This is a genomic window from Corynebacterium sp. MSK035, from assembly GCF_030232615.1.
In the GTDB taxonomy this organism is placed as follows: Bacteria; Actinomycetota; Actinomycetes; order Mycobacteriales; family Mycobacteriaceae; genus Corynebacterium; species Corynebacterium jeikeium_D.
The window spans coordinates 1-13,460 of sequence record NZ_JASPJP010000025.1 but is presented as its reverse complement, the minus strand read 5'-3'; the positions used below and the strand labels follow the sequence as shown (position 1 = coordinate 13,460).

At 61.7% G+C, this 13,460-nt stretch carries 10 protein-coding genes and 1 other RNA gene; 8 read left to right on the top strand and 3 right to left on the bottom strand.

Annotation, left to right across the window (positions count from 1 at the left end; all coding sequences use genetic code 11):
• Positions 1-253: 253 nt before the first annotated feature.
• From ffs to recR, 7 genes are all read left to right on the top strand, one after another.
• An RNA gene (gene ffs, locus QP978_RS10390) (signal recognition particle sRNA small type) lies at positions 254-348 on the top strand.
• Between the two features lie 314 nt (positions 349-662).
• Complete coding sequence (locus QP978_RS10385; RefSeq protein ID WP_048733210.1) at positions 663-2,132, top strand: SulP family inorganic anion transporter; 1,470 nt, start codon at positions 663-665, stop codon at positions 2,130-2,132.
• 125 nt (positions 2,133-2,257) lie between these two features.
• Positions 2,258-3,529 (top strand): aspartate aminotransferase type Ic, encoded by a 1,272-nt coding sequence (locus tag QP978_RS10380; protein ID WP_187269755.1) that lies wholly within the window; start codon positions 2,258-2,260, stop codon positions 3,527-3,529.
• Positions 3,530-3,563: 34 nt separating this feature from the next.
• Positions 3,564-4,289, top strand: coding sequence for a suppressor of fused domain protein (locus QP978_RS10375; protein WP_005511889.1), 726 nt, complete (start codon positions 3,564-3,566; stop codon positions 4,287-4,289).
• Between the two features lie 30 nt (positions 4,290-4,319).
• The gene (locus QP978_RS10370) at positions 4,320-7,181 is read left to right on the top strand and encodes a DNA polymerase III subunit gamma and tau (protein WP_284857154.1); all 2,862 of its coding nucleotides are present in this window, start codon (positions 4,320-4,322) and stop codon (positions 7,179-7,181) included.
• Positions 7,182-7,295: 114 nt separating this feature from the next.
• A complete protein-coding gene (locus QP978_RS10365) occupies positions 7,296-7,619 on the top strand; it encodes a YbaB/EbfC family nucleoid-associated protein (RefSeq protein ID WP_005511884.1) in 324 nt (107 codons plus the stop codon).
• Positions 7,620-7,656: 37 nt separating this feature from the next.
• Positions 7,657-8,283: a recombination mediator RecR gene (gene recR / locus QP978_RS10360; RefSeq protein ID WP_016421873.1), complete on the top strand. Its 627-nt coding sequence runs from the start codon at positions 7,657-7,659 to the stop codon at positions 8,281-8,283.
• 33 nt (positions 8,284-8,316) lie between these two features.
• Here the strand turns inward: recR and QP978_RS10355 are convergent, their stop codons facing one another.
• From QP978_RS10355 to QP978_RS10345, 3 genes are read right to left on the bottom strand one after another with little or no spacing between them, the layout of a single operon-like run.
• On the bottom strand, positions 8,317-9,129 hold the full coding sequence (locus QP978_RS10355; RefSeq protein ID WP_284857153.1) for a type 1 glutamine amidotransferase: 813 nt from the start codon (positions 9,127-9,129) through the stop codon (positions 8,317-8,319).
• Positions 9,130-10,479 (bottom strand): MurT ligase domain-containing protein, encoded by a 1,350-nt coding sequence (locus QP978_RS10350; protein WP_284857152.1) that lies wholly within the window; start codon positions 10,477-10,479, stop codon positions 9,130-9,132.
• A 60-nt stretch (positions 10,480-10,539) separates the two neighbouring features.
• A complete protein-coding gene (locus QP978_RS10345) occupies positions 10,540-11,850 on the bottom strand; it encodes an exonuclease domain-containing protein (RefSeq protein ID WP_284857151.1) in 1,311 nt (436 codons plus the stop codon).
• Between the two features lie 403 nt (positions 11,851-12,253).
• Between QP978_RS10345 and QP978_RS10340 the strand changes: the two genes are divergently transcribed.
• Positions 12,254-13,294, top strand: coding sequence for a hypothetical protein (locus QP978_RS10340; RefSeq protein WP_049171181.1), 1,041 nt, complete (start codon positions 12,254-12,256; stop codon positions 13,292-13,294).
• Positions 13,295-13,460: the final 166 nt, after the last annotated feature.

The following is a 13,460-nucleotide window of genomic DNA, read 5'->3' as shown; positions in this document are numbered from 1 at the left end:
GCATATATTTCTCTGAAACCTAGAGGTCAACCACTACAAATCACCGAATCCAGACACACTTTCTGTCGTTTAACCCTGATTTGCAGTGTATGCCGGGGGCTGCGGGGAGGCGGGGAACTGTCATGAATGCTGTCACGAAACTGGTGACGAATCCGTGGTGGCAGTGCGTTGATTAGTGTGGCAGTTCTTCGATGAACGGTATGGCGAGCGCTAGCAGTGTGACTTTTTGCGTGGGCCTGTAGTAGGCTGTCTTCACGGATCCCATGTGGCGTCCATCTCGTGAACTCCCCCAGGGCAGGAATGCAGCAAGGGTCAGCGAGCTCTGACGGGTGCGTGGGGTCCCCTTTTTTTATCCCCGGCGTTCTTCTGGCACTTATGGCTAGGTTTCGGGCACTTGTCGGCGGTTTCCTGTGACCTATCGATGTTTTTTCGGCACTTATCCCCGCGATATTGGCCAGGCCATTTCACCTATCGATGAGCTATTCACTTATGGCCACGCTGCAGCGCATCGATAGGTGAATACCTTGGCCACAAGTGGTCGCGTTCGCTGGTCTGGAAGAATACTGTGCATGAGCGATGCAGACGACACGCGAGTGCCACCACAGACAACACGAGAACCGCTAGAAACACCAGCACCAGAAACCCGAGAAACCCCAGCGCCAATGGGCGTGTGGGACTCCTTCCGGTTCGCAGTTTCTTCACCGAAGCGCCTGCGCACCGAGCTGCTGGCCGGCGCGGCGGTGTCGTTCGCGCTAATCCCCGAGGTCATTTCGTTTTCCATCTTGGCGGGCGTGGACCCGGCGGTGGGCCTGTTTAGCTCGGTGATTATGGCCATCGTGATTGCCTTTACGGGTGGTCGCCCGGCCATGATTACTGCTGCCGCTGGTTCGGTTGCGCTCGTCGTCGCGCCGTTGTCGCGGACGTACGGGATGGATTACCTCATTCCGACGGTGCTGCTCGCGGGTGTGTTGCAGATTGCTTTTGCGGCGCTGGGTATCGCGAAGCTGCAGCGTTTCATTCCGCGCGCGGTCATGATTGGCTTTGTTAACGCGCTGGGTATCCTCATTTTCACTGCGCAGCTCGAGCATCTCATCGATGTGCCCTGGTTGGTGTATCCGCTGGTCGCTCTGGGCATTGCGATTATGGTGTTCCTGCCCCGCGTGTTCACCGCGATTCCGGCTCCGCTGGTGACTGTGCTCGTCGTCACGCTTGTTGCGGTGGTGGCGGATTGGCGTGTGCCGAACGTGAGCGATATGGGCGAGCTCCCGGAATCCCTCCCGCAGCTGCTGATCCCGAATGTGCCCTTGAACTGGGAGACTCTGCAGCTGATTGCGCCGTATTCGGTGGGCGTGGCGATTGTCGGCATCATGGAATCGCTGATGACGGCGAAGCTCGTGGACGACATCACGGATACGCATTCGGACAAGACCCGCGAGACGTGGGGGCTGGGTGTGGCGAACATCGCGGGCGGTTTCTTCGGCGGTATCGCTGGCTGCGCGATGATTGGTCAGACGATGGTGGGTGTGAAGGAATCGTCGGGACGCACTCGCTTGACGACGCTCTTTTCCGGTGTCTTCCTGCTCATTCTGGTCCTTCTGCTCAGTTCTGCAGTTGGAGTGATTCCGATGGCGGCGCTGGTTGCGGTGATGGTCGTGGTGTCGGTGGACACGGTCGATTGGCGCTCGATCTCCCCTCGGACGTTGCGCCTGATGCCGCGTTCGGAGACGGCGGTGATGCTGGTGACGGTCATCGCTACGCTGGCGACGGATAACCTCGCCATCGGCGTGATTTCGGGTGTGGTCGTGGCGTCGCTGATGTTCGCGCGCCGTGTCGCTCACCTGGTCAGGATTGAAGTGCTTGACGACGACCCCAGCGCCCACTCCCGGACGTACAAGGTGCGGGGTCAGTTGTTCTTCGCCTCCAGTAACGACCTGGTGTACCAATTCGACTACACCGATCCTGCGCAGCGGATTGTCATCGATATGTCTGAGGCTGAGATTTGGGATGCTTCCACGGTGGCGGCGTTAGATTCCGTGCGGGTCAAGTTTGCTGACCGGGGCAAAGAGGTAGAAATTATCGGCTTGGAGGGGCCGAGTAAGCAGCGTCTGGATGCGCTGTCGGGGAAGTTGTAGAAATCCCAATCCGGGGTATGCCTTACACTTGGTTGCAAAGCCGGATGCGGCGCGGGGAAAAAGCTTTCCGTGCCAGTTTTGTCAGGTTTTAACTTATGTCCGATACCTGGGAGGGTGCGTACACCATGGCCGTGGATTCCTTCGATGTTCAGCAGTTGGCGGCACACAAGGATGAGTTTGCGAAGGCATATGAGGAACTGAAGTCCCGTAACCTCGCACTGAATTTGACTCGTGGTAAGCCGTCGTCGGAACAGCTTGATTTCGCAAACGCCCTGCTGGGTCTCCCGGCGCCGGATTACATTTCGGCTTCTGGGGAGGATGTCCGCAATTACGGCAACGCCAAGGGCATTACTGATATCCGCGCTATCTGGGCGGAACTGATGGATCTGCCGGTGGAAAACGTCCTGGCGCAGGATGCTTCCAGCCTGAACATCCAGTTTGACCTGATTTCGTGGGCCATGCAGTTCGGCAACGTGGACTCGGAGCGCCCGTGGAACGAGGAGCCGGTGCTGAAGTGGCTGTGCCCGGTTCCGGGGTATGACCGGCACTTTGCTATCACGCAGCACTTCGGCATTGAAATGATTCAGGTGCCGTTGAACGAAGACGGTCCGGATATGGATGTCGTGGAGAAGCTGGTTGCCTCCGACCCGCAGATTAAGGGCATGTGGAATGTCCCGATGTTCTCGAATCCGACGGGTGTGACCTACAGCGCTGAGGTCTGCCGCCGTCTGGTTGAAATGGAGACCGCCGCTCCGGATTTCCGTCTGATGTGGGATAACGCCTACATGGTTCACACGCTGACGGATGAGTTCCCGGAGATTCACAACGTCATTAAGTGGGCGGAAGAGGCCGGTAACCCGAACCGCGTGTGGGCATTCGGCTCGACCTCGAAGATTACCTTCGCAGGCGCTGGTATTGCTTTCTACGCTTCCTCGGACGCCAACTTGGAGGATTACCTCAAGCACGCTGGTATCCGCGGCATTGGCCCGAACAAGGTCAACCAGTTGGCTCACGCCAAGTTCTTCGGTGACGCGGAGGGCGTGCGTGAGCAGATGCGTCGTCATGCAGGTTCGCTGGCTCCGAAGTTTGAGAAGGTTCTGCAGATTCTGGATGAGCGCCTGTCGGAGTACGGCGTGGCAGAGTGGTCGAAGCCGACCGGCGGTTACTTCATCAACCTCGACGTGGTCGATGGCACTGCTCGTCGCGTGGTGGAGCTGGCCAAGGAGGCCGGCATTGCGCTGACCGGTTCTGGTTCTTCCTTCCCGCTGAAGCAGGATCCGAATAATCGCAATATCCGCCTGGCACCGTCGCTGCCTCCGATGGAGGAGCTCGAGGTTGCTATGGATGGCGTCGCTACCTGTGTGCTGCTCGCCGCCGCTGAGAAGGCGACTGCGTAGGTTAAGCAGGCCAGGTAGGTCGGGATAGGACTATATGAACTTCGAAGAGACGAAGTTTTGGATCTCCGGGCTTTTCCCCGGAGAACCCCAGGTCAGCGAGTATGTGACGGAGCTGCCGGGCAGTGGTCGGCACGGGCAGGAACACGATTCGGCTCCGCTTCGGGTCGCTGAGTTCTCGCTTTACGACGGGCCGGACGGCCAAGCGAACGAGCGTCGTCCGGAAACGGCAGCCGCCACCGTGGAGTTGGGCCGCAACTACTGTGGCCTGACCGGCGCAGCAAAGACGGATATCCGCGTGGAGCTCTTCTCCGTCGCATACGCTGATTTTCCCGTGGCCACCATGGTCGCGGCCGCGGGAGCGCTGGTGGAGGAAGAACCGGAGTTCCTGTCGCCAATTCCGGGCCGTGTCATCCCGAATGCGGTGCGGCTGGCGGCCGATCAGGTGGCCGAGGTAGGGGAGTCGTCGTCAAGCGCGGCCTTTACCGTGGCGCACGTGCTGTGCACGGTGCCGTATGTGTGGAGCGACGGGGTGCCAAATGTGTCTGAGATGCCGGGCAAGATCAGCCTGCATGAGGGCGATGTGGAGTCGCCGCAGGGACGCATGACCACGATGACGCAACTGGTGCCAATTACGGATGCGGAGCTGGTGTTTTATGAGCAGCAGGGGCCGCAGGCGCTGATGCAGAAGTTGGCCGAAGTAGATGCTGACCTGCGGGATTGGTGCCGTGAGTCGGTTGTTTCCCAGGAGGGTTCGAACTAGCCGATCCGGGGTGGAAGGTAGGCTGAGCACGTGGCTCTGTATAGGAAGTATCGTCCGGCATCGTTCGCCGAAGTGGTGGGGCAGCGGCACGTAACTGACCCGCTGTCGGCGGCGTTGGAATCTCGGGATGCGCAGGGGCGTCCCAACCGCATTAACCATGCGTATTTGTTCTCCGGGCCGCGTGGCTGTGGCAAGACCTCGTCGGCGCGCATTATGGCGCGCAGTTTGAACTGTGCGGAGGGGCCGACGGCGACGCCGTGTGGCCAGTGTGCGTCGTGTCGTGCGTTGGCGCCGGGTGGTCCGGGCAATTTGGACGTTATTGAGCTGGACGCGGCTTCCCACAACGGTGTGGAAGATATGCGTGAGCTGCGGGAAAAGGCTATCTTCCAGCCGGCGGAGTCGCGCTACCGCATCTTCATTATTGACGAGGCGCATATGATTACCGCCTCGGGTTTCAATGCGCTGTTGAAGATTGTGGAGGAGCCGCCGGAGCACCTCATCTTCATTTTTGCGACCACGGAGCCGGAGCGTGTGCTGCCGACGATTCGCTCGCGTACACACCACTATCCGTTCCGGTTGTTGACTCCGCCGGATATGCGCGGGCTGCTTGAGCGTGTGGTCACGGCCGAGGGTGTGCGGGTAGAGCCGGACGTGTATCCGCTGGTCATCCAGGCCGGTGGCGGTTCGCCGCGTGACTCGCTGTCGGTTATGGATCAGCTCATTGCTGGTTCCGGCACCGATGGTGTGGATTATGAAACTTCTGCGGCCATTCTCGGTGTCACTGACAGCGTAATCATCACGGATGCGATTGAGGCGCTGGCGGCAGGCGATCGCGCGGCCATGTTTAGCGTGGTCGGGCGTGTGATTATGTCGGGCCAGGATCCGGCTCGGTTTGCCTCGGATCTGCTTGGCCGGGTGCGTGATTTGCTGGTGCTGTCCGCAGTGCCGAATGCGCTGGAGCAGGGGCTTGTAGAGATTCCGGAGAGCCAAATCGACGGTGTCCTGGAGCAGGCCGGGACAATTCCCCCGGCTACCCTGACGCGCTTCACGCAGGTGCTCTCTGACGGCCTGCGTCACTTCCGCGGCGTGACTTCGCCGCGTCTGCTTCTCGAGGTCCTGTGCGCGCGCATGCTCCTGCCCGCCACCGAAGATTCGGTGGAGTCGCTGCTGCAGCGCGTAGAGGCGTTGGAACACGGCAGGCCCGCGCTTGCCGACGGCTCGGGGGCCGCAACCCCCGCAGCGGCACTGGCGTCTTCCGCCGCGGGGCCGGGGTCGGGTGCGGCTGAGGCCGATGCTTCGCCGATGCAGTCTGGCCAGTCGGCTCGTGAGGCATGGCGCCAGCGGAATGCCCAGCGTAAGAAGGGTGCGCAGACCCAGGGAAGTCGTGCTGGGCAGGCAGCGTCAGCGCAGACACCGTCGCAGCCTCAGTCCCAGCCTGAACCTGTTCAGCAGCAGTCTGCACCAGCGGCAGCGGCACCGGTGTCGCAGGAGTCGGTAACTGAGCCGCAGCCTGCACCAGAAGCACCTACTGCGACCGCTGAACAGCCTGAACAGCCTACGCAGGCCGAATCAGTTGAACAGCCTCAGCAGGCCGAATCAGTTGAACAGCCTCAGCAGGCCGAACAACCGCAGCAGTCTGAACCGGCTGAGCAGCCGATGTCCGAGGAAGAAGCTCAGGCGGAGAAGATTCGTGAGTTCCGTCGGAAGATGGCGGAGCATGCCCGCATCAGCGAGCAGCAGACTCGGGCGCAGCTTGCGCAGGAGCGTGAGCAGCAAACCCGCGAGCGTGAGGGGGAAGGCGGCTCGATGTCGATTGTCGAGGAAGAGCCAGTTGTCTCTGCCTCGACAGCTCACTCTGAACAGCCAACTCAGGCCCCACAGCCGGAGCAACCAGCACAGCCGGAGCCCGAACCTGCACCCGCCGGTATCGAGCAAATCCGCGAGCACTGGCAGGACATCCTTGCGGCTGTCGACGGACAGCATGCGTTCCCCATTCGCGTGCTGGCCGAGCAGGCGGTACCGCTCGATGTCGAAAACGACACGCTCGTCATTGGACACAGCACAGGAGCGCTCGCTACCAGGCTCAATACGCCTGATTACGCTCAGGCACTGTCCGCTGCAGTGAAGCAGGTGACGGGCTTCAACGGCCAGGTGCACTGTGTCGTCGGTACGCGCCCGCGCGCACCGCGTTCAACAGCTACTAATGGTGGTTCCGGGGAGGATGATTCGTCGTCAAGAGGTTCGTCCTCGCCGAACGACACCGCCCCTGCACCGACACCAGCAGCACCAGCGCAACCAGAGACATCTGAGCAGCAGGTACAGCAGCCGCAGCCAGGCCCGCAGCGGTCGTCGGCATACGCATCCGTTGTTGAGCGCCGTGCCAAAATCGAAGCCGCCAAGCGTGCTGCGATGGGACAGCAGGCAGGCCACGACCAGCCGGCACAGCCACATCAGCCAAGCCAACCAAGCCAGCCAGCTCAACCGAACCCGAACCCGGCCCAGCAACAACCGCAGCAGCCAAATCAGCCGCAGTCATTCCTGCGCGCGGCCCAGGCCAATGCACAGGCAAACGCCCAGGCCCAGGCCAATCAGGATTCGGGCTTCGGCGGCGTCCCGCTGCCACCAGAGCCGATGGAGGAGTTCGCTCCACCAGAGGGCGCAGAGGGCACAGAGAGCTACAGTTCGCGCAACCCGTCCAACTACAACTCCAACGCCAACACCAACTACAACCCGGTTCCCCAAACCCCGCAGGACAACAACTACGAAGAGGACACCTCCGAGTATTTCGAGGCCGCGAACGAGGTCGGGTCTCTCGATCACCGCTCGCTAAAGGACGTGGTCATGGAGATGCTGGAAAAGGAGCTGGGAGCCAAACCGCTGGAAGACCGCTAGAGCCGTTAGAATGGGGCGGCGATGCGCGTCGTAAAGCATGGGCGATGAGCCTTAGAAGCGTGCGCGTAACTACAAATCAGCACGTAAAGATCACAATAGTTAGGAACATTAATTATGACTCAGCCAGATATGAACGCAATTCTGCAGCAGGCACAGCAGATGCAGGCGCAGCTGCAGGCAGCACAGCAGGAGATCGTCGCTTCCACCATCGTCGGTGAGGCCGGCGGCGGTCTGGTCAAGGTGACTATGCAGGGCTCGGGCGAGGTCACGGACATCGCCATTGATCCGAAGGTCGTTGACCCGGAGGACGTCGACGGGCTGCAGGACCTGGTTCTCGCTGCTTTCCAGGACGCTACCGCTAAGGTGCAGTCGCTGGCGGAGCAGAAGATGGGCCCGCTGTCCCAGGGCTTCGACGGTCTCGGTGGCCTCGGTTTCTAAATTAGCTTTTCAGACCAGTAATTGTAGGTAATTATCATTGTTCGAGGGACCACTCCAAGATCTCATTGATGAGTTCTCGCGCCTGCCGGGCATCGGCCCGAAGTCAGCTCAGCGTATCGCTTTCTACTTGATGAAGGCGGAGCCGGAGGACATCGGGCGACTCCAATCCGCGCTGGGGCGGGTGCGCGAGGGTGTGCAATTCTGCCGGGTCTGCGGCAACATCTCGGAAAGCGACGTGTGTCAGTACTGCTCGGACACACGCCGCGACCGTGGTCTGGTGTGCGTCGTTGAAGAGGCGCGCGATATCCAGGCCATCGAGCGCACGGGGGAGTACAACGGTCGCTACCACGTGCTCGGCGGGGCGCTCGATCCGCTCGGCGGCATCGGTCCGAACGAGCTCAATATCCGCACGCTGCTGCAACGTATCGCCGGCGTGCTTGACGACGTCGACGAGACCCAACCCCCCGAAATCCACGAGGTCATCATCGCGACTGACCCCAACACCGAGGGCGAAGCCACCGCCACCTATTTGGCCCGGCTGCTCCGGGACTTCCCGGATCTCGAGGTCACTCGATTAGCCTCCGGCATGCCGCTCGGCGGTGACTTGGAGTTCGTCGATGAACTGACCCTGTCCCGCGCGCTGACGGGCCGGCTGAAGGTTTAAGGCCTCCAACCGGCCGCGCGCGAAACTACAAGACTAGCGCTCGCTCTTCGGACGCGGCTTGGACAGGATGCGTTCTTCGCGCAGCTTATCCACTACCTCGAGGTCTAGCGGAGCCAGGCTCGACAGGTCCTGGTTGGTCGCGCGGGCCAGCAGCAGATCAGCCAGCTGCGGATTGCGAGCCAACACAGGTCCGTGCAGGTAGGTACAGATAATCGAGCCCTGCACCGCGCCTTCGGCGCCACCGGTCGGTGTGAGTGCAGAAACATCCACTCCCGGAGCAATCCCGGAGTCCGCCTGCTCCACTTCCGGTCCGGTATTGCCCACGCCACGGACAACCCGACCAAGCGGCTTCGCATCGGCACCCAGGGTCGTGCGACCCATGTGGTTTTCGAAGCCAGTCAGTGGGCTGGCGTCGACGTCGTCAAGCAAACCGTTCGTGGGATCGACGAGCGTGCAGATTTCGCCGATTGCGCGCGATTCCAGCGAATCGGTGGTGCAATCGACAAGGCCGAGACCTGCGACGTCGCGTCCGCCCGCGCGGAAGGAATTGCCGAAAATCTGGAAGCCCGCGCAAATCGCGAGGATCTGCTTGCCGGCATCGGCCGCCTTTTTGATGCCGCCGTCATTGATCAGATGCTCCACCGCGATGGTTTGTGCGACGTCCTCGCCGCCGCCGACGGTGTAAATATCCAGGTCGGTGGGGACGGCATCGCCCAGCTTGATGGGGACAATCTCGGCGTCAATCCCACGCATCCGCGCGCGTTGCCGCAGCACCAGCGCATTTCCATCATCGCCGTAGGTGCCCAGCACGTCCGGGAGGATCAGGCCGATAGACAGCTCGCTCATTTACTTTTCCTCCTGTGCTCGTTCGATGTCGCGCTTCAAATCGCGGAAGGCGGTGTAGTTCGCCAGCACCTCAACTCGGGTGACGCTTGACGACGACCCCCGCGCCTCACACGACCGGATCGCCTGCAGCGGATTTGCGACCAACCTCGCATCGATGCCCGCATACAGCAACCGCACCGCGAGGTCAGTCCCGCGTTCGCCCGCGGACAGCACATCCATGCCGTCGAAGTCCTCGAAGCGGACATCCCACAGCCAGGACAGGTCCTCGCCGTCAGCGACGTGACCGTTGACTGCAATGACCACTGCATCTGCGGTGCGGTCGACCATGGACAGCGCCTCCTGCCAGCCGGCCGGGTTCTTGGCCAGCAGCATGCGGACGTGCTTCTCGGCGCCCTTGTCATCCCGCACAACCATGGTGGAGTAGCGGCCCGCAACGTTGTCGACGGTCTCGGTGGCCCGGAGGGACTTCTCCAGGTCCGCGCCCATATCGACAGCGCCCGCGATAGCCAGGGTGGCGTTGCCGCGGTTGGCATTGCCCGGCAGCGTGAGGTTCATCGGCAGGGTGTCGCCGGCAGGCGTGATGACTCCCTCCGCAGTGATGCGGTAGTCCGGCTCTGGCCGCTTGAACTCCGAGCCGTCCGGGAGTGGCTTCACGGCGTACCAGTTGTGGCCGTCCTGGATGATGGGCCCGCCGGTGCGTGGGGAAGAGGTGGCATCGTTGGTCCAGCCACCGCCCGCGGAGACCCAAATAACCTTCTTGGCGTCCCAGGCAGCCGACGCGATGAGTGGGTCGTCGCAGTTGGCGATGACCGTCGCCTGCGGGTTCGCATCCACCGCAGCACGGAGTGAGGCCTCAATCTTGTTGATCTCGCCGACGCGGTCGAGCTGGTCGCGGGAAAGGTTCAGCAGCACCAGGACCTGCGGTTTCAGATCCTCTGCGATGTGCGGGACGTGCAGCTCATCGACCTCCAGGACCAGGCTGTCCGCATCGGGAGTGGCGAGCAGCGCGGAGATAATACCCGCGTCCATGTTGTCGCCGCCCTCGTTGGTGGCCACGTTGTGGCCAGCGGCGCGCATGGCGGCCGCGAACATACGGGTGGTGGTGGACTTGCCGTTGGTGCCAGTGATGATTGCGGCCGGGCGTCCCTTGCCGAGGGAAGCCAGAATGCGCGGGTCAATCTTCTGCGCAATCAGGCCACCGATCATGCCACCCGCGCCGCGGCCGGACTTCCGGGAAGCCCAGGTGGCGGCGTGAGCGGCGGCAGTCGCAAACCGAGCGCGCAGGCTCGGGGAGCTTGCGCGGTCGCGACTGTGGTCACTTACGTCGTTATGTGAAGTGCCTTCTTTCATAACTGTGTATTTTACTGTGAATGATTCGCAGAACGAATGCGCTGGGCAAAAGCCCTAGCCCTACTTCTCCATCTCTCCGACCAGTCGCAAGAACGCCTCATCGGAAACAATCGGAATGTCCTTCCGGTGGGCATGCATGGCCTTGCCCGTCAATTGATCCGGCGTCACATCCGCAGATCGGTTACACACCAGCACCGATGACTCTCGCGTGACCTTCTCCGAGTAGGCCAGCCCAGCCCGCACGCCCGCCTCAATCAGCTCATCCGGGTCCAGCGACACCTCTGGCGCCACGACGAACTCCATGCCCTCCGCGAGCTTCCGCCCCGGCGTATAGCGGCCGGGGTTCTCCACGGGGCGCGGTGCCTCCATCGCGTCGACACGCACTGCCGAGCGCTGCAGGCCCACAATGTCCTCGCGCAGCTGGTCGGGCGTGTACATGTTCAGGGTTGCGCCCTCATCGAGCCCGCCCTGTGCGCGGAACAGCGCAAGCGTGGTGGTGACGTCATCCAACGTCCGCACTCGCTCCGGCACCGAGATGCCAGCAATCGATGCCTCGGGCGAAGGCACATCGAGGCCATAGGCGCGCGCGACGGCGCGCAGGCGTGCGTCGTCAAGCCGTTTGCCCTGGCGACGCGCCGTTTCCAACGTATCGGCAATCTGTGCGGGCGCTGGAATCCGCGCGACGCGAGTGCGCGTACGACGACGCCCCCGCTTATTCCGCGCGGACCGCTCACGATTCGCTTGACGACGGGCCCTCTTGGCCTCGGCAACTATAAAACCCCACACCAGTGGCGCATTATGAGCAACCAACGTGCGTCCATCGAGCGCGTGCGCGAGCTTGGCCTGGATCACCCCGAACTTCGGAGCCCCCTCGAAGTCCGCGGGCTCAAGGCCGTGGAGGTGTGTCGGGCCGGGATCTTCGGTGGGATTGATGACGACATGCCAGGTGTCCACGATGTTGCCGCTGCTGTCGGCGGTGGACACTCCCAGGCTGACCAGCCGAGACGTCTTGGGATGGATGCCCGTGGCCTGGATGGACACGATTGCGTAAGGAGCGTCCTCCGCCGACGAGAACTGTTTGTGCTCGTCAGCGGCCTTTGTTGCGGCGGTCTCGGCCGTGGCGGGTGTGGTTGTGGCCGTTGTGGGTGTGCCAGCGGTACTCGCGCCGGTTGCGGTTGCGCCGGTAGTAGCCGCGCTGGTCGTGGCCGCGTCGGTGGTGGCTGCGTCCGTTGTGGTGGAAGCCGGTGCTGTTGGTGGTGTTTTCGCGCCCGCTGACGACGCGCGTTGAGAACGGCGACGATTCCGCCGCCGCCTCTTCGTCTGAGAAGAGGTCCCAGTCGCTTTGCGCTCCTCGCGCGCCGATTCAGTCATGCCTCAAGACTAGCGGGTGCGCTCACCCGCGGAGAAAGTGACTAGGTTTATGACACTTTGAGCACAAAATTTGCCACGAAAGTGTCATAAACCTAGTCAGTAACTTGGGCACTAGCTCGGCCTCAAGCTCAGAAGGACCGTGGGGCACGGTCACACGGGTCCCGTAAACCACGCAAACTACAAAAACCACGCAAGCCCCAAAAGTTTTCCCCCGACTGGGTGCTCAGCCGAAAAGGAATGGAACCGCGAGGGCAATTTCCGCGCCTTATTAAATAGGGGCCACAAAACAGTGCCACAAGCCAAGGCCACGAAATAGAGCCACAAAACAGCGCCACAAAAATAAGGACGAAATAACTACCACGGGGCAACAGCCACAGGACAACAACCACGGGGCGGGGGAGAAATGGTCAACAAGAAACGCAAGCAACTGGTGGCGGACCAGTTTGGAATCATTAGGCCGGATGACCAGCCGGGGAATGGATACCGCGAGGTCGCAAGGCAAGCGCGGGCCGGTTATCTGGAGCGGCTTTGCCGAGGTCACTATGTAGTCGCGCATGCCTGGGAGGGGCTCCACCGCGAGAAACGCCTGGCTATTACTGCTTTGGCGGTGGTCTCCGAGACGTCGTCAGGCGTCATTTCGGGAGCTGCAGCGCTGGCCTTGCACGGTTCGTGGGTGCTGGTGCGCGATGCGAAGATTGTGGTCGTGGGCGGGAGTCAGGAGTTCCACGGCATCGACTATTGCATGCGCCTGCGCTCGGAGATCCATCTGGATCACACGCAGGGGCTCGCGGACCGGCGGGTCGCGGTGCTCGCGCGTGCGGCCTTCGATGAGTGTCGCGTCCGGTTCAGGCAGAAGGGGCCGGAGTCCGTGTCGTGGCGGGCGGCGGTGTTGGCTGTCGAAGGTGCGCTGCGGCATGGCGCCACGCGCGATCAGCTTGAGGAGCTCCCGGCGCATTATCCCAGCGTGCGGGGCCAAGAGCTGTTTCATCGTGCGCTCGCGGTCTGTCATGGTCGTTGCGAAACGCCCGGTGAGGCGCTGACTAAAGCCGCTCTTCTCGAACTCGGCCTGAAGTTCCACGAGCAAGCCGAAATCTGGACTCGCGGCACCAGCCACGATCCGCCGCACTTTCTCGCCCGCGTGGATTTTTATATCCCTGAACTGCTGCTTGTCGTGGAGTTCGACGGCCACATCAAGTATTCGGCGAGCGAGGTCGCGCCGACGCCCGCGGCTCAGTCCAAGCTGCTCACGCGGGAGACTTACCGCGAGCGTTCGCTGCGCGCGACGGGGCTGGATGTCGCGCGGGTGGTGTGGAAAGAGGTGGAATTGCACGCAGTTCGCTTATCGACGCTCCGTTCAATCCTCATCGAGCGCGAACGCGTGGTAGCCGCAGGTGGGGTGACTTTCCGTGCGGATGTGCGCAATGCCGGCCCGCTGATTGGGTAGTTGGGTAATTGGGTAGCGGGGCCGAGGGACCGCTGGATAGTTTGCCCCAAAAAGAAACTGACTAGGTTTATGACACTTTGAGCACAAATTTGGGTTAAACGACAGAAAGTGTGTCTGGATTCGGTGATTTGTAGTGGTTGACCTCTAGGTTTCAGAGAAATATATG

Excerpts from the sequence above, each read along its gene's own strand:
- QP978_RS10380 (WP_187269755.1), top strand. The coding sequence starts at position 2,258 with ATGGCCGTGGATTCCTTCGATGTTCAGCAGTTGGCGGCACACAAGGAT.
- QP978_RS10385 (WP_048733210.1), top strand. The coding sequence starts at position 663 with ATGGGCGTGTGGGACTCCTTCCGGTTCGCAGTTTCTTCACCGAAGCGC.
- QP978_RS10365 (WP_005511884.1), top strand. The coding sequence starts at position 7,296 with ATGACTCAGCCAGATATGAACGCAATTCTGCAGCAGGCACAGCAGATG.
- QP978_RS10350 (WP_284857152.1), bottom strand. The coding sequence starts at position 10,479 with ATGAAAGAAGGCACTTCACATAACGACGTAAGTGACCACAGTCGCGAC.
- QP978_RS10340 (WP_049171181.1), top strand. The coding sequence starts at position 12,254 with ATGGTCAACAAGAAACGCAAGCAACTGGTGGCGGACCAGTTTGGAATC.
- QP978_RS10355 (WP_284857153.1), bottom strand. The coding sequence starts at position 9,129 with ATGAGCGAGCTGTCTATCGGCCTGATCCTCCCGGACGTGCTGGGCACC.
- QP978_RS10375 (WP_005511889.1), top strand. The coding sequence starts at position 3,564 with ATGAACTTCGAAGAGACGAAGTTTTGGATCTCCGGGCTTTTCCCCGGA.
- QP978_RS10345 (WP_284857151.1), bottom strand. The coding sequence starts at position 11,850 with ATGACTGAATCGGCGCGCGAGGAGCGCAAAGCGACTGGGACCTCTTCT.